Raw genomic sequence first — 16,328 nt, 5'->3', positions numbered from 1 at the left:
CCTAACGTTCCTACCTCACGTCTCCAGCTGCTTGCCGATCGGCAGGGCGCGGATGCGCTTGCCGGTGGCGGCGAAGATCGCGTTGATCAGCGCAGGCGCAAACGGCGGAACGCCGGGTTCGCCGACGCCGCTCGGCGGCGTGTCGGCGCCGGGCGGCACGATGAAGACGTTGGTGATCGCAGGCGACTCGTCGATCCGGATCACCGGGAAGTCGTCGAAATTGCTCTGCTGTACCTTGCCGTCCTTGAAGCTGATCTCGCCGTATTTGGCGAGGCTCAACCCCATGATCGCAGCGCCTTCGATCTGCGAGTGGATCCGCTCCGGATTGACGTAAGTGCCGCAATCGATCGCGGTATCGACCCTGGGCACCGTGAACTTGCCCTTGTCGTCGACCGCCACCTCGACGATGGTCGCGATGTAGCTGACGAACGAGCGATGCACCGCGATGCCGAGGCCGTGGCCTTTCGGCACGGTCCGGCCCCACTCGCCCTTTTCGGCGACCAGTTCGACCACCTTGCGCAGCCGCGCGGTGTCGATCGGATAGCTCTCATAGGGCTCGCCGTAGTTCCAGGGATCCTTCACCGAGGACAGGTTGACGATCCGCGGCGATCCGATCAGTTCCAGCAGCATCTCCTTCTGGTCGCGGCCCGTCGCATGTGCGATTTCCCCGACCATGGATTGCACCGCGAAGGCGCGCGGGATGTTGGACACCGAGCGGAACCAGCCGATCCGCGTGAACGCGGCCGCTTCCGGATTCTCGCATTGCAGGTTGGCGATCTCGAACGGGTTGTCGATCAGGCCCATGCCGAGCTCGAACGGCGCTTCGTGATTGGCGCCGGCGGCAAAGGTCGAGGCGATGGTCGGCGCCACGCTGCGGTGCCGCCACGCGATCACCTTGCCGCTCTTGTCGAGACCGGCCTCGATCCGTTCCACCGACACCGTGTGCAGGAAGTCGTGATGGACGTCGTCCTCACGGGTCCACTGCACCTTGACCGGCGCACCGAGTTCCTTCGAGAGCAACGCCGCCTCCAGCGCGAAGTCGCATTTCGACTTGCGGCCGAAGCCGCCGCCGAGCAGCGTCACGTTGACGGTGACATTGTCCTCGGGGATGCCGAGCGTCTTGGCGACATCCTCGCGGGTGCCGCCGGGGCTCTGCACCGGCGCCCAGATCTCGGCCTTGTCGCCCGTCACATTGGCAACCGCGACCGGCGGCTCCATGCTGACATGGGCGAGATGCGGCAAGTAATACTCGCCGGTGATGACCTTGTCGGCGTTCTTCAGCGCGGCATCGACATCGCCTTCCTTGCGCACCACGAGGCCGGGCTTTCGCGCGGCCTCTTCGAGGGATGCACGATAGGCGACGGAGTCGTACTTGGCATTGGCGCCGTCATCCCAGACGATCTTGAGCTGGTCGCGGCCCTTGATCGCGGCGCCGGTGTTGCGCGCGATCACGGCGACGCCGCCGAGCGGCTGGAACTTGGACGGCCAGGGCCAGCCCTTGACCTCCATCACCTTCTCGACGCCCGGCACCTTCATTGCCGCGCTGTCGTCGAACGACTTCACCTTGCCGCCGGTGACCGGCGGGCGGGCGATGACGGCGTATTTCAGGCCGGGCAGCCGGGTATCGGCGCCGTAATGCGCCTTGCCGGTGGTGATGTCGTGCAGATCGACGATCGAGACCTGGCCCTTGCCGAGATAGCGGAAGTCTTTCGCCTCCTTCAGCTTCAGGCCCTTGATATCCGGCACCGGTTCCTTGGCGGCGTCGGCGGCGAGATCGCCGAAGCCCGCCTTGCGGCCGCTCGCGCTGTGCACCACTTCGTGGTTCTGCGCCTTCACTTCAGTGACCGGCACGCCCCACTTCTTGGCGGCGGCAGCTTCCAGCATTGCGCGCGCGGCGGCGCCGATCTGGCGCATCGGGATCAGATAGTGCCGCGTAGAGCGCGAGCCGTCGGTGTCCTGGTTGCCGAACTTGACCTCGTCGCCATGCGCCTGCTGGACATGGACGCGCGACCAGTCGGCCTCCATCTCCTCGGCTACGATCAGGGGCAGGCTGGTGCGGACGCCGGTGCCCATCTCGGAGCGGTGCGCCAGGATGGTGACGGTGCCGTCGGGGGCGATCGCGACGAACACGCGCGGATCGACCACGACGCCGTGCGGCATCTTGCCGGCTCCGGTCTCATAGGCGAACGCCTGGCGCGTCATCACCGGTGCGGCGAGCACGAAAGAGCCTGCAACGCCGAGCCCCTTGAGGATGCTGCGGCGCGACAGGTTCTCGACCTTCGCATGCTTCTCGAAGCCGCGAAGTCTGTTCGGATTGGTGCGGATGTTCATGTCACACCCCCGTCGACGCGAGATGCACGGCATTCTCGATCCGCTGGTAGCAGCCGCAGCGGCAGATATTGCCCGACATGGCTTCGCGGATCTGGTCGTGATTCGGCTTCGGGTTCTGGGTCAGCAGCGCCGCGGCCTGCATGATCTGGCCGGCCTGGCAATAGCCGCACTGCGGAACATTGACCTGGCGCCAGGCCTTCTGCACCGGATGGTCGCCGGTCGGGTGCAGCCCCTCGATGGTGGTGACCTCGCGGCCGACGACGTCGGAGACCGAGGTGATGCAGGCGCGCACCGCCTCCTTGTCGACGATCACGGTGCAGGCGCCGCACAGCGCCTGGCCGCAGCCGAACTTGGTGCCGGTGAGGCCGGCTTCGTCACGCAGATACCAGAGCAGCGAAAGATCGGGGTCGCCGTCCCAATTCTGGTCCTGGCCGTTGATTTTTAGTTTGATCATGGTCTGTCCTCGCTCTGCCTAAGCTATTGACCGGTTGCGGCGCGAGATGCGGAACGTCTTCCCTCACCTGCGGCCGCGCTGATGTTTGTTTTGCCAAGATGTTTGTGAAGATGTTGGTGAGCCAAATTTGCCGTGCGCCAAGGTTCTGCGCTTTGTTCCAAGCACTCCTCTCGCTTCTCGAGCGCCTTGCCCGGCGCAGCATGGTGAAGGACTTGCGATGTTAGCAGAGCAAGGCGGCGAGTGACTTCACAGGCAGGTGTTTTGCATTTCCATTTGGCGAAAGCAGGGCCGTGCACGATCAAGACATGACAGCCGGAGGTGGCCACGATGCAATCGGCGGCTGCATCGCTATATCCCGTGCGGATGCGACGCTGGGGTCTCGGCGGGGCGCAGGGAGCCCTCCCGGGCCGCTTCCGTGCCGAAACCATGGGCACGGCATGGTAAGCATGGATGACAAAATCCACGCCGCAATGCACAAGCCATCTTGCGGCGGGGGGATTTCAAGGCTATTGCCTGTCCCTCAACGCTCCCTTCGTCTAGCGGTTAGGACGCGGCCCTCTCAAGGCTGAAACAGGGGTTCGATTCCCCTAGGGAGCGCCAGTGATCCGATCCCGTGCAGCAAAACCGCAGATTTCTCGACGACGTGACGCCGCCTCGGGGCTTTGCAGCGTTTATTTCAGCATTGCCGAGACGTTGTCCTTTGTCACGACGTCGAGACCGGTGTGGATGATCTCCGGCACCTTCTGGCCTTTCTTGATTGCAAGCAGCGTATCCATCGATTTGACGCCCATCTCGAACGGACGCTGGCCGATCAGTGCATTGGCGTAACCCTCGCTGAGGAGCTCAAGCTGCATCTTGAGGGTGTCGGCCGCGACGAGCGTGAACTTGCCGGCGTCGATGTCCTTCTTGCTCTTGCTGGCGAACGCCTTGAAGCCCTCCGGCGCGAACATCGGCCAGCCGCCGACCGGGATGATCGCTGCAAGATCGGGGGTTGCGGTGCGCAGATCGGTCATCTGCTGGACGCCTAGCGCCGGATCGTCGTTGCAGAAGGTCGGCGATCCCCCGACCTCGATCCATTTCGAGCCCTTGAGCGCCTCCCGGACGCCGTCGACGCGCTCGGCGAGGTTCTCCGCGCCGGGCCCGCCGGAGATCATCGCGTATTTGCCGCCATCGGGCCGGAGCTTCAGCAATTGCTTGCCGAGCGCTGTGCCGAACTCCTTGTTGTCGGTGCCGATATAGGCGATCCGCTTCGAGCCCGGCGCATCCGAGTCAAAGGTGATGACGGCAATGCCGGCGGCGGTTGCCGCCTCGATCGACTTGGTCATCGCGGCGACATCGGCGACCGAGATGGCGAGGCCGTCGACCTTCTGGGTGATGAAATCCTGGATGATTTGCGCCTGCGTCGCCGGCTCGTGCTCGACCGGACCCTTGTAGATGCATTCGATGTTGCCGAGCTCCTTGGCGCGCTTCTCGCAGCCGTCGCGCGCGAAGTCGAAGAACGGATTGTTCATCGCCTTGGGCACGATCACGAATTTGTAGTTCTGGGCAAAGCCGGGCGTGGCCGTCATGGCGAGCACCGCGGCGGCTAGAAGTGCTTTCCTCATTGTTTCCCTCCACATTGTTCTTTTGTGCCTATCCTTGCAATCAGCGGCTCCGGGAGGTGGATAGGCGGGCATTCACGATCCTCCGGGACGAACTTGTCAGGCCATGCGCGAGCGAAGGCGATCGACCAGCACGGCTGCGATGATGATCACGCCCACCAGTGTCTGCTGCCAATAAGAGTTGACCTGCGCGAGCACGAGGCCGTTGCGGATTACCTCGAGCAGCACGCAGCCGACGATGGCTCCGAGTGGGCCGCCGGCGCCGCCGGCGAGATTGGCGCCGCCGATCACGGCGGCCGCGATGACGTTGAGCTCGTAGGACGTCGCCATGTTGGCCGGCGCGGATCCCAGCCAGCCGCAGATGATGATGCCCTGCAGGCCGGCCGCGAGCGCGCAGATGACATAGACCTCGATCTTGACGCGCACGACCGGGATTCCGGTCAGGGCCGCCGCCTTCTCATTGCCGCCGAGCGCAAAGACGTGGCGGCCAAAACCGGTATGGTGCAGCACCACCGCCATCGCCGCCGCGAGCACCACGAGATAGATGAACGGCGCGGGCAGGCCGAACACGACGCCTGAGGTCAGCGTGTAGAAATAACCGGCTTCCGGGCCGCTCGGAAAGCTGCCGCGGCCGTTGGAGACGACGTAGCCGAGGCCGCGCACGATCGAGAGCATGCCGAGCGTGGTGACGAAGGGCGACAGCCCGAGTACGGCGATGCAGAAGCCATTGACGAGGCCGACCAGCAGCGCGACGCCGAGCCCTGCCAGGACAGAGATGAGCAGGATCAGTCCGGGCACGTTGGCGATCACGGTCTTGCCGTCGTCAGCCAGATGCACGAACCACTCCGCGCCAGGCATGCCCGGCGTCGAGATGGACGTCATGACCATCGAGGTGATCATCGCGGAGAAGCACATCACCGAGCCCACCGAGAGATCGATGCCGCCCGTGATGATGACGAAGGTCACGCCGAGCGTGGCGATGGCGATGAATGAGAAGTTCTTCGCCACATTCTGAAGATTGCTTTGGGTGAGGAAATAGGGGCTGGCGAAGTTCATCACCACGAACAGGGTCACCAGCGCCAGCAGGACGTAGCCGGTCTGCGAGGCGAAGAAGCCGCTTCGCCACCATTTGGCCTTGCCGACATTGGTGAAGGTGAGGGGAGAGTCCAGGGGCGTGGCCATCACGCAGCCTCCTTCGCTCCCGTGATCAGGGAGGTGACTTCTTCGGGGCTGGTGTCGCCGATCGCCTTGTCGGCCCGCTTCTCGCCGCGGCGCATGACGACGACGCGGTCGCAGACCGCGAACACGTCGGGCATGCGGTGCGAGATCAGCATGACCGCGACGCCCTGTTCCTTCAGGCGATGGATCAGACCAAGGACCTGCTCGACCTGGCGGACAGAGATCGCAGCCGTCGGCTCGTCCATCATCACCAGCCTGGCATTCGAGAGCCGCGTCCGCGCGATCGCGACCGCCTGACGCTGGCCACCCGACATCTGCTTGACGAGATCGTCCGGACGGGTCTCCGAGCGCAGTTCGCCGAACAGCTCCAGCGCGCGGGCGGCCATCGCCTTGTGGTCGAGCAAGGCGAACGGACCAAACTTGCGCTTGAGCTCGCGGCCGAGGAAGACATTGGCCGCGGCCGTGAGGTTGTCGGCGAGTGCAAGGTCCTGGTAGACCACTTCGATGCCGACCGCACGGGCATCGATCGGACGGGCGAAGTGAACCAGCCTGCCGTCAAAGCGGATCTCGCCGTGACTTGGCGGGAAATTGCCGGCGATGATCTTGACCAGTGTCGACTTGCCGGCGCCGTTGTCGCCCATCAGGCCGACAACCTCGCCGGGGGAGACGCGCAGGTCGACGCCATGCAACGCGCGAATGGCGCCGAACTCCTTGCCGATGCCCTTCAACTCCAGGACTGCCAGCCCGGCGTCGTGAGGGGTTACCATGGCTGGTCTCGCTCAGGCATGCTGGCAAACCACCTCCGGCTCAGAAGTGCACCAGCGTGCGCAGACCAAGAACCCAGGCGTTCTCGGTCTTGACGCCGGCGGCATTATAGCCGCGTCCGCCAGGATTGATCACGTACTGGGCGTCGAATTTGAGGTTCATCCAGCCGGTCGCCTGCCATCCGTACCAGGCTTCGATCGGGACTTCGTTGCCGCCTGCGTTCGGGGTGAGCGCAGCCGAATTCACGTGGGTGGTGCCCACCGCGAAGCCGACTTCGTCTTCAGGGCGCCAGGAGAACGTTCCGGTGTGCCTGAAGCCCAGGGCGACCTGGTAGTCCTGATACGACGTCCGATGATCGGCGACCGTCGTATTGAGGAACATGTACCAACCCTGTGCCTTTGCACCCTCGACCGTCAACCGTTGCAGGATCGACTCGTAGACGCCATAGCGGCCGCGCTGGTCGCCGAGATTCTGATCGGAAACACCGCCCATGCCCGGTGCGATGGCGATGATGCCCGGCAGGCCGCCGTCGATCGTCGAGGCGCTGTCATACCAGCCGCCGAACCGCCAGGTCCCGTTCAACGGACCGCTCGGCGCCCAGACCACCTCGACCGGCACCAGCACGCCGGAGGCGCGGCTTGAGCCGGGGACGCCCGGCAGGAAGTAGGTCGCGGAATCCGACGTCGTCAGATAGTTCGGATTGGCGTCGTAGACGCCGACCGACAGCTGCCATTCCTTGGTGAAGTTGTAGTGCGCCACGCCGGCCCATTGGCTCACCGGCCAGTTGTAGATGTAGCCGCCCTGGATGTTGCCGGGCTGACCGCCGCAGAAGGTCAGGTTGATGAACTCGCACAGCCCGAAGAAGAAGTCGGAGCCGACCGGCAAACGGCCGCCCTTGAGTTCGAGGCGGTTATCGAAAAGTTTTTGCGAGTAGTAGAGTTCGGTGAGGCGCAGGATATTGCCGCGGCCGAACACTTCGTTGGTCAGCTGCAGGGCCGGGATGCCAGCCTCGTCATTCAGGTTGCGGCCAAAGCGGTCGACCAGCGTGAGGCCAACCGTACCGCCTTGGATGCCGGCAAGCTTCGCCATGTCGAACTTGGCCTGGAAGAACAGCTGTCCGGCGTTGGCTCCGGTGTTCCTGTTGCCGCCGGACAAATTGGTGACGGCTTCGTCGCCCAGCGTCAGGGCCAGCGAGATGCCCCGCTCTTTCAGCTGCGTCCTGCCGAGATCGCCAAACAGGTACGGTCTCGTCCAGAAGTCGTCGGTCTCCGTGTAAGGCACGGGCGGAGCTTTTGTGAGCAGATCGGCCGCATGCGCGCCGCTGCCGCCGAACAGTGATAACAGGGCGATCCCCACGCCGCACGCCCGCGCGGTGTTCACAGACCAAAGTGGCATTTTCTGCACTCCCAGCGTCCCCGGCTTTGTCCATTTTTGTGTCACGTCCCTGCCCAAAGCCCTTCAGCCTGGAACGTGCCCCGTTTAATTCATCGATCGGTCAACTTGAGATAGAAACTCTGCGCATCGAACTCTTCCCCTTGTTCCTCTACTCAAGTCACCGCGACCATATTCCCGGTTGCGGATTCCTTATCGAGCGTCATGCCTGATCGCCTGTCGTCGTTGGCAGCGCGGCACGGCGTGAAGCTGTGCTTTGCAGAATGCTGCTGTCCTTCTTCGGCGCAGTGCGGGCGAGACCGGCCAGCGCGGCCTTGCGTCGCCGCCGGGCCTGCAATTGCTGGTCCGCCAGCACGCCGATCAGGATCACGGTGCCCATCACCGCGAAGTTCAGCGAATTCGGAATGCCGAGGATGTTCACGAGGTTCTGCAGCACCTGAAGCAGTGCCGTCCCGAGCACGATACCGAGGATGGAGCCTTCGCCGCCGCGCAGGCTGCAGCCGCCGAGGACGGCTGCCGCAATCGCATAGAGCTCGTAGAAATTGCCGAAGGAACTCGGCGAGACCGAGTTGGTGTAGAAGACGAACAACACGGTCGAGACGCCGGCAAGGCCGCCGCTGATGATATAGGCGGTCGCGATCACGAGGTTGGTCCTGATGCCGGAGTAGCGCGCCGCCTCCTCGTTCTTGCCCACGGCATAGAGCCAGCGTCCATACACCGAGCGATGCAGCAGCACGCCGAGGATCACCGCCAGGATGATCAGGAAGATGAAGGTGTTCGGAATGCCCGCGACATTGCCGGAAGCGATGTTGCCCAGCGTGCTGGCCTCGTCGCCGTAGCCGAAGCCACGCGTCGAGTCGCTGGTGTAATAGCGTGCGGCACCGCGATAGATCAGGAGCCCGCACAGTGTCACGATAAACGGCTGCATCTTGAGCCGGGTGATCAGGAAACCCTGGATGCCGCCGAGCGCCAGCCCGCCCATCAGGACCAGCAACAGCGCGAACGGCCAGGGCACCTGATAGGTCGTCAGCAGGTCGATGAAGACGACGCCGAGCAGCGCGAACATCGAGCCGAGCGAAAGATCGATGCCGCCGGTGATGATGACGAGCCCTTCACCCAGCGCGAACACACCGAACAGGCCGATCAGATTGGCCATGTTCAGCAGGTTCACGAACGACAGGAAGGCCGGGTTGATCGCGCCGGTGATGGCGGAGATCACCGCCAGCAGCAAGAACAGGCCGAGTTCTTTCTTCATCATGGCGCTGCGGTCTCCACGGTTTCGAACGCTTGGCCGACCGCCAGCTTCAACACGTTGTATTCGCTGAATTGCTCGCGCTCGAGCACGCCGCTGACGCTGCCCTCGTGCATCACCGCGACGCGGTCGGAGACGCCGATCACCTCTTCCATGTCGGAGGAGATCATCACGATCGCGACGCCCTGGTCGGCGAGGCTGCGCATCAGCGCGTAGATCTCGCTCTTGGCGCCGACATCGATGCCGCGGGTCGGCTCGTCGAAGAACATCACGCGCGGCTGCATCGAGAGCCACTTGCCCAGCACCACCTTCTGCTGGTTGCCGCCGGAGAGCGTGACGGCTTCGATGTCGATGCTCGGCGCCTTGATCGTCAGGCGCCTCGCCTGTTCCTTTGCGATCTTGCGCTCGGCCGTGCCGTTGACCAGCCACATCCGCGCGTAGTCCAGCAGGCTCGCGAGCGTCACGTTTTCCCGAATCGGCAGTTCCAGCACCAGTCCGGATTTCTTGCGATCCTCCGGCACCAGATAGATTCCCTGCCTGATCGCATCGCGCGGCGAGGCGACGCCGACCGGCGCGTTGTCGATCCTGATCTCGCCACCCAGCAGCGGGTCGATGCCGAACACCGCGCGGGCAAGCGAGGTGCGGCCGGCGCCGACGAGCCCGGCGAGGCCGAGGATTTCGCCGCGCCGCACCGAAAGGTCGATCTGCCGGTCGGGAAAGGCCGTCGTCACCACGCCGGCGATGTCGCAGCCGCCCGGGTGCGGCAGACACGCCGGCGGCGTATAAAGCGCCTTCAGGTCGCGGCCGATCATCAGCCGGATCATGGCGGCATGGCTCAGCTCGTCGCGCGCCAGCTCGCCCACCGTGCGCCCGTCGCGCAGCACCACGACCCGATCCGCGCAGCTCATGATCTCGCCGAGCCGGTGCGAGATGTAGATCACCGAGATGCCGTGCGCCTTCAGGTCGGCAATCACCTCCAGCAGGCGTTCGGTCTCCGAAATCGTCAGGCTGGAGGTCGGCTCGTCCATGATGATCACGCGCGCGTCGATCGACAGCGCCTTTGCGATCTCCACCATCTGGCGCTCGGCGATCGACAGATTGTCGACCAGGGTGCCCGGCGTGAAATCGGCGCCCAGCCGTTCCAGCAGCGGCGTCACGCGGGCGCGCATCTCCGCATTGTCCACCAGCTTCAGCGGGCCGCCGGCAAGTTTCTCGCGCCCGATGAAGACGTTGGCGGCGACGTCGAGATTCTCGAACAGGTTCAGCTCCTGGTGCACGAAGGCGATTCCGGCGAGCGTCGCCTCGTTCACGGTCATCCGGGCGTGCTCGGTGCCGCCGATGCGGATCACGCCCGCGCTCGGCGCGATCACGCCGGCCAGCACGCGCATCAGCGTCGATTTGCCGGCGCCGTTCTCGCCGATCAGGCCCAGCACCTCACCGCGGCAGACGCGCAGATTGACGTCGTCGAGCGCCCTCACGCCGGGATAGGTCTTGCTGATTCCGCTGAGTTCGAGCAGCGTCTCCGCCATTCGGCATATCCTCCTGCACATCGCCCGGCCTGTCGCGGCCGGGCGATGAAGCCGACCGAAGTCACTTCTTCAGCAGATCCTTCAGATTTGCGGCGAACTCCGCGACGTTGGCCTTGCTGATCACCTTGGTCGGCACGATCAGCTTGCTGTCTTTCGGAATCCAGGACTTGTCGCCGTTCAGCGTCTTGATGATGTTGGTGGCGGAGAGATAGCCGAACTCGTAGGGCTGCTGCACGACCGTGGATTCGATGGTGCCGTCGGAGATGCCGCGCAGCGTCCGCTGATCCTCGTCGAAGCCGACGATCTTCACCTTGCCGGCCTTGCCCGCGGCCTTCACCGCGTCATAGATCAGCGGGGTCTCGTAGCTCCACAGGCCGGACAGCAGCGCGATGTCGGGATATTTGACGAGCACGTTCTCCATGTTCGCCTTGGCCTTGGCGAAGTCGACCTGATCGGTGAACACGTCGACCAGCTCGACCTTGGTGCCGGCGATCGATTCCTTGATGCCCTGCACGCGCTCGCGGGCGTTGTCGGCGTCCATCGTTCCGACGAACAGCGCGATCTTGCCGCCGTTCGGCAGCGCCTTCTTGATCTCCTCGCCGGCCTGCCGCCCGGCTGCGACGTTGTCGGTGCCGATATAGGCGAGACGATTGCTCTGCGGCGCGTCGCTGTCCGTGGTGATCAGCACGGTCTTGGCCGCAACCTTGTTGAGTTCTTCGGTCGCATGCGGGGCATCGTCGACCGAGATCGAGATGCCGGCGACGCCACGCACCAAAAGGTCGTCCAGTTCACGCCGCTGGCCGGCCGCGGTGCCTTCGTTGGTGACGATCAATTCGATATTGTATTCGGGGTGCTCCTTCTGCGCCTTCTCAAGCCCGCGGCCCGCGATGGTCCAGAAGTCGGCAGCGACGTTGGTCACCAGCGCGATGGTCTTTTTTTGCTGTGCCTGTGCTATCCCCGTTGTCATCGCGAGCGCGGCTGCGCCCGCCAACAGCGGTACGATCCATCTCTTCATCGAGTCATTCATATGCACCTCCCTGTCGACACCCCCGGTGAGGGGATTTCACACCCGGCGCTTTTCACGCCTTATTTTATTCACGTAACTAATAAATTAGCGCGACAGAATGTCCAGTCAAGGTGTTCGAGTTCGAACCTTGCAAGCAAAAATAGTATGAAGGTGATGTATTTCGGCCTCTATCAACGCTTTTGGGCCAATATCTGAGGCGTATCCATTGAATAATTTTATCAAGCGAATTAAAAAAGCCGGTATGAATGAGCAGTCCGAACCGCTGAGACGCGCTTCAAGCCTGGCCCGCGGATCGAACCGCGACCGTCTCGTCGAAGTCCTGCGGCGCCAGGGACCATTGCCGCGGGTCGAGCTGGCACGCAGCACCGGGCTGAGCTTTCCGGCCATTTCGGCCATTACGTCGAAGCTGATGGCGGAAGACCTGCTGGTTGAGGCCGAGACAGATGCTGCGACGTCGTGGCCGGACGACTCCGACGAAGACGATACGGACGGGCTCAACGGCCGCCGCCGGGGCCGGCCGGCGGTCTTGTTGACGCTGAACCCCGAATTCGGCCGCATCATTGCGGTCTCACTCCGCATGAATCTGATCGAAACGTTGATCGCCGATTTCAGCGGCTCGGCCCTGGCGCAATCGCGGCTTGAGCTGACGACGCGGGGCCTCGATGCAGGCGCGTTGTGCGATCTCGTGATCGCGCAGATCGAGGCAATGCTCGAAGCGACTGGCACGCCGCGAGACCGGCTGCTCGGAATCGGGATTGCGCTGCAAGGCATCGTCGACGCTGATACAGGCAGGCATCTGTGGAGCCCCGCGCTGTCGATCACCGACCTCGATCTGGCAAAGCCGGTCCGCGAGGAATTCGGCGTCGAAGTCGTGATGGCGAACGATGCGGTCGCGGTGGCGCTCGCGCTGGTCGCGGCCGAGCCGGCCCTGGCGCAGGGGCTCACGGCCACGCTCATGGTCGGTCACGGCATCGGCATGGGCATCGTCGTCGACGGCGAAGCGCGCTGGGGGGCGGGCGCGGGCAGCGAGATCGGCCATGTCAAGCTGACCCCGAATGGTCCGCAATGCCGCTGCGGTCAGCGCGGCTGCATCGAGGCCCATCTCGCGGACTATGCGCTCTACCGCGACGCCCGCACCTTCCTCGACCTGCCGCCGGCGGTGTCGCAGCAACCGTCCGAGGCGCAGATGGCGCTGCTGCGCGCGCGGGCACGCGCCGGCGATCCCCGTCTCGAGCAGCTATTCCGGCAGGCAGGCCACGCGCTCGCCGAAGCGGTCGCCACGACGATATCGGTGTTGCGCCCACATCATTTGATCCTCGCAGGTCCCGGCCTGCAGGCGTTCGACATGATGCGCAGCGCCTATCAAGAGCGGCTCGAGCAGGCGGTGCTGCCGTGGTTGCTCAAGTCGACGGCGATCCATGTGCGTCCCAGTGAGTCGGCGACGATCGTCGACGGCATGGTGCGGCGGACGCTGCGGGTCGTGGACCGAAACCACATGGAATCGACCGAGTGAATCTCGGAAGCTGCGGCTCTCCGCTTGAGCCGCAGCAGAGCAACCGACGCGCTTCAGGCGCCAAATCGAGAGAATGCCAATGCAGGGTGCCGTCTATCCAAGCCTCAAGGACCGGACCGTTCTGGTCACCGGTGGCGGTTCCGGCATTGGCGAGGCCATCGTCCGCCAGTTCATCAACCAGGGCGCGCGAGTCGGTTTCATCGACATCGACCTGACGTCCTCGGAGCAGCTGCTGTCCGACCTCGGGGCGCAGGCCCGCGTGCACTTCGAGCACGCCGATCTGCGCGACATCGGCGCGCTGCGCCGCGCGGTCGCCGGCATTCGCGAGGCGCTCGGGCCGATCACGATCCTGGTCAACAACGCGGCGCGCGATGATCGTCACGCGATCGAGGACGTCACGCCGGAATTCTGGGACGAGCGGATCGCGGTCAACCTCAAGCACCAGTTCTTCAGTGCCCAGGCGGTCGCACCCGACATGAGGCAGGCGGGCGGCGGTGCGATCATCAACATCGGCTCGGTGAGCTGGGTGATCGGTCAGGGCAACATGCCCTGCTACACCACTGCCAAGTCAGCGGTGCAGGGCCTCACCCGCGCGCTGGCGCGCGATCTCGGTCCGCACAATGTGCGGGTCAACTCCATCCTGCCCGGATGGATCATGACCCAGCGCCAGCAGGATCTGTGGCTGACGCCCGAAGGCGTTGCTGAGCTGATGCAGCGCCAATGCCTGAAGCGCAAGCTCGTGCCTGACGACATTGCTCGCGTGGTGCTGTTCTTCGCCGCCGACGACAGCGGCGCCTGCACCAACCAGAGCCATATCGTCGATGGCGGCTGGGTCTAAAGCGCGACGAGATTGGGTTGAATCGTCATGGCGCTTTAGCTCGTTGTTTGAGCATGATCTTTTCGGAAAGCCGCTTCGCACTTTTCCGGACCATGCTCTAGCGATACGGCAAGACAGCAGCTCTCGTCGATCAGTCCGCGCCTGAAGCCGTCAACGCGTCGCGCAGGGCCTGGACGCGCTTGTTCAGCGAGATGAGTTCGTCGACCGTCAGGCCGGACCGCGCCAGCAAGGTGTCGGTCAGGCAGCCGGTGCGTGACTGCATCGCCTTGCCGCTGCCGGTCAGATGGACGCCGACCTGCCGCTCATCCTGCGTGCTGCGCCGACGCTCGACAAAGCCGGCATGCTCGAGCCGCTTCACCAGCGGCGTGATGGTGCTGGGTTCGAGGGCGAGCCGGTCGGCGATCGCGGAAATCATCTGCCCGTCCCTTTCCCAGAGCACGCTGAGAACGAGGTATTGCGGATAAGTGATGCCGAGGCCGTCGAGCAGGGGTTTGTAGGCGCGGTTGATCGCGATGGTGGTGCCGTAAAGCGAAAAGCAGAGCTGGCTATCCAGCGGAATTGGTCCCGGATCAGGCATGGGAAGGGCCCTTTCGATCGTCATTGCTGTACCTTACCACAAAAATCATTATCACGATAAAAAATAGCTAGACAGGCAATTCAAGCTGCGTTATACGATGATTATTGCGATAAATATTATCGCGAAATAAACATCAGGAGACTATCCCATGTCGATCACCACCAAATTGCTCGCCGCCGCAGCGTCGCTGGGCCTCGCCTCGGCCGCGATCCCTGCAGCCCACGCCCAATCCGCCCCCGTCAAGTCGATCGTCCTCGTCCATGGCGGTTTCGTCGACGGTTCGGGCTGGGAAGGCGTCTACAAGATCCTGAAGAAGGACGGCTACAAGGTCAGCATTGTCCAGAACCCGACCACTACGCTGGCGGACGACGTCGCCGTCACCAAGCGCGCCATCGCCGCCGCGGATGGCAATGTCGTTCTGGTCGGCCACTCCTATGGCGGCGTCGTGATCACCGAGGCTGGCACCGACCCGAAGGTCGCAGGGCTGGTCTACATCACGGCGTTCGCGCCCGACCAGGGTGAATCGGTCGGCAAGCTGATCGCCAATCCTCCTCCGGGCGCGCCGGTGCCGCCGATCCTGCCGCCGAAGGACGGCTTCCTCTCGCTCGATCGCGCGAAGTTCGCTGCGTCGTTCGCTGCCGATGTGAAGCCCGACGTCGCGGCTTTCATGGCTGACTCCCAGGTGCCCTGGGGCGTCACGGCGCTGAACGGCGAGGTGACCGTGCCGGCCTGGAAGAGCAAGCCGAGCTGGTACCTGGTGGCGACCAACGACAAGATGATCCCGGTCGATGCGCAGCGCATGATGGCCAAGCGCGCCGGCGCCAAGACCGTCGATCAGGCCGGCAGCCACGCCATCTATGTTTCGAAGCCGCAAGCTGTGGCGGCCATCATCGAGCAGGCCGCCAAGGGCGTCGGTGAGAGCAAGAAGTAACGCGCCGCATTCTCGATCCGAGCTCCTCGAAGGCGCCTCAGCTTTCGGGGAGCTTGCGCGTTTGCGCAGCTCGCGGAACACGCTTTGAGCAAGGCTTGATCGAAAAACGGGGCGCCATTCCAAATGCGCCCTAGAACTGCCTGACCGGATGGTCGATAAATGGCCGCGGCCCGATTGATTTGGACGATAGGCCGGACGACGGCCGCTGGAACGGAACGACATGGCCCGATCGCGCGCCAAGGACTACGACGACAAGCGCCTCTCGATGCTGCACCGCTCGGCCGAGCTGTTTGCCGCCTCGGGATATGTCGGCACGTCGATGAACACGATCGCCGATGCGTGCGGTGTCTCGAAGGCGCTGCTCTATCACTACTACCCGGACAAGGAGGCGATCCTGTTCGATATCCTGTCGTCGCATCTCGAGACGCTGGTGGCGGCGGTTCGCAAGGCGAGCGCGTCGGCCGGCGATCCCATCGAGCGCTTCAGGACGATCGTTGGCACCCTGCTCGAGCTCTACCGGCATGCCGATGCCGAGCATCAGGTCCAGATCGCAAGTCTCAAGCTGCTGCCGAAGGACAAGCAGCAGCCGCTGCTTGCGAGCGAGCGGATCCTGGTCAGGATCATGTCCGATGCGCTCGCCGCCGCGGTGCCGGCGGCGAAGCAGAAGCGCGTGCTCAAGCCGCTGACGATGAGCGTCTTCGGCATGCTGAACTGGCACTATATGTGGTTTCGCGAGGGCGGGCCGATGACCCGCGCCGAATATGCCGAGTTCGTCGCGCAACTGGTGCTGGCCGGTGCCGCGGATGCCGCCGCCGCCCGGCCGCGCAGCAAGGCAAAGCCGGTCGGCCGCAGCCGGCAGGCCGAGTTGCTCTGAAGCGCGTCTCTAAAGCATGATCCGGAAAAGTGCGAAGCGGTTTTCCGAAAAGATCATGCCTAAAC

14 protein-coding genes and 1 tRNA gene are annotated in these 16,328 nt (G+C 64.0%); 5 read left to right on the top strand and 10 right to left on the bottom strand.

The features are described 5' to 3' along the window. Positions 1-15: 15 nt before the first annotated feature. On the bottom strand, positions 16-2,331 hold the full coding sequence (locus tag ACTUWL_RS09290; RefSeq protein WP_021077407.1) for a xanthine dehydrogenase family protein molybdopterin-binding subunit: 2,316 nt from the start codon (positions 2,329-2,331) through the stop codon (positions 16-18). 1 nt (position 2,332) lies between these two features. Beyond that, positions 2,333-2,785 carry a (2Fe-2S)-binding protein gene (locus ACTUWL_RS09285; RefSeq protein WP_021077408.1) on the bottom strand — a complete coding sequence of 151 codons (453 nt, stop codon included), beginning with the start codon at positions 2,783-2,785 and terminating at the stop codon, positions 2,333-2,335. A gap of 525 nt (positions 2,786-3,310) precedes the next feature. Between ACTUWL_RS09285 and ACTUWL_RS09280 the strand changes: the two genes are divergently transcribed. Then, positions 3,311-3,385, top strand: a tRNA-Glu gene (locus tag ACTUWL_RS09280). 71 nt (positions 3,386-3,456) lie between these two features. Here the strand turns inward: ACTUWL_RS09280 and ACTUWL_RS09275 are convergent. The 7 genes from ACTUWL_RS09275 to ACTUWL_RS09245 form a co-directional block, all read right to left on the bottom strand. After that, positions 3,457-4,389 (bottom strand): sugar-binding protein, encoded by a 933-nt coding sequence (locus tag ACTUWL_RS09275; RefSeq protein ID WP_021075818.1) that lies wholly within the window; start codon positions 4,387-4,389, stop codon positions 3,457-3,459. A 96-nt stretch (positions 4,390-4,485) separates the two neighbouring features. Next, positions 4,486-5,568, bottom strand: coding sequence for an ABC transporter permease (locus tag ACTUWL_RS09270; RefSeq protein WP_021075819.1), 1,083 nt, complete (start codon positions 5,566-5,568; stop codon positions 4,486-4,488). After that, positions 5,568-6,332 (bottom strand): ATP-binding cassette domain-containing protein, encoded by a 765-nt coding sequence (locus ACTUWL_RS09265; RefSeq protein WP_021075820.1) that lies wholly within the window; start codon positions 6,330-6,332, stop codon positions 5,568-5,570. The genes ACTUWL_RS09270 and ACTUWL_RS09265 overlap by 1 nt, the downstream gene beginning before the upstream one ends. Before the next feature lie 40 nt (positions 6,333-6,372). Further along, complete coding sequence (locus ACTUWL_RS09260) at positions 6,373-7,725, bottom strand: carbohydrate porin (protein ID WP_021075821.1); 1,353 nt, start codon at positions 7,723-7,725, stop codon at positions 6,373-6,375. Positions 7,726-7,924: 199 nt separating this feature from the next. After that, a complete protein-coding gene (locus ACTUWL_RS09255) occupies positions 7,925-8,980 on the bottom strand; it encodes an ABC transporter permease (RefSeq protein WP_021075822.1) in 1,056 nt (351 codons plus the stop codon). Next, on the bottom strand, positions 8,977-10,503 hold the full coding sequence (locus ACTUWL_RS09250; protein ID WP_021075823.1) for a sugar ABC transporter ATP-binding protein: 1,527 nt from the start codon (positions 10,501-10,503) through the stop codon (positions 8,977-8,979). Before ACTUWL_RS09250 ends, ACTUWL_RS09255 begins: the two co-directional genes overlap by 4 nt. A 61-nt stretch (positions 10,504-10,564) precedes the next feature. After that, the gene (locus ACTUWL_RS09245) at positions 10,565-11,530 is read right to left on the bottom strand and encodes a sugar-binding protein (protein ID WP_021075824.1); all 966 of its coding nucleotides are present in this window, start codon (positions 11,528-11,530) and stop codon (positions 10,565-10,567) included. A gap of 241 nt (positions 11,531-11,771) precedes the next feature. Between ACTUWL_RS09245 and ACTUWL_RS09240 the strand changes: the two genes are divergently transcribed. Both ACTUWL_RS09240 and ACTUWL_RS09235 read left to right on the top strand, forming a co-directional pair. Next, positions 11,772-13,043 carry an ROK family protein gene (locus tag ACTUWL_RS09240; RefSeq protein WP_035649315.1) on the top strand — a complete coding sequence of 424 codons (1,272 nt, stop codon included), beginning with the start codon at positions 11,772-11,774 and terminating at the stop codon, positions 13,041-13,043. Between the two features lie 79 nt (positions 13,044-13,122). Beyond that, positions 13,123-13,881 carry an SDR family NAD(P)-dependent oxidoreductase gene (locus tag ACTUWL_RS09235; protein WP_021075826.1) on the top strand — a complete coding sequence of 253 codons (759 nt, stop codon included), beginning with the start codon at positions 13,123-13,125 and terminating at the stop codon, positions 13,879-13,881. 130 nt (positions 13,882-14,011) lie between these two features. On the opposite strand, the gene ACTUWL_RS09230 is transcribed toward ACTUWL_RS09235, so the two are convergent. Continuing rightward, positions 14,012-14,458, bottom strand: coding sequence for a MarR family winged helix-turn-helix transcriptional regulator (locus ACTUWL_RS09230; RefSeq protein ID WP_021075827.1), 447 nt, complete (start codon positions 14,456-14,458; stop codon positions 14,012-14,014). A 148-nt stretch (positions 14,459-14,606) separates the two neighbouring features. Here ACTUWL_RS09230 and ACTUWL_RS09225 point away from each other — a divergent pair, with 148 nt between their 5' ends. Then, positions 14,607-15,389 (top strand): alpha/beta fold hydrolase, encoded by a 783-nt coding sequence (locus ACTUWL_RS09225; protein ID WP_021075828.1) that lies wholly within the window; start codon positions 14,607-14,609, stop codon positions 15,387-15,389. A gap of 220 nt (positions 15,390-15,609) precedes the next feature. Continuing rightward, the gene (locus ACTUWL_RS09220; RefSeq protein WP_021075829.1) at positions 15,610-16,263 is read left to right on the top strand and encodes a TetR/AcrR family transcriptional regulator; all 654 of its coding nucleotides are present in this window, start codon (positions 15,610-15,612) and stop codon (positions 16,261-16,263) included. Positions 16,264-16,328 lie beyond the last annotated feature (65 nt).

It is taken from the genome of Bradyrhizobium sp. WCU1 (assembly GCF_053474805.1).
This window is presented reverse-complemented; position numbering and strand designations above follow the sequence as displayed.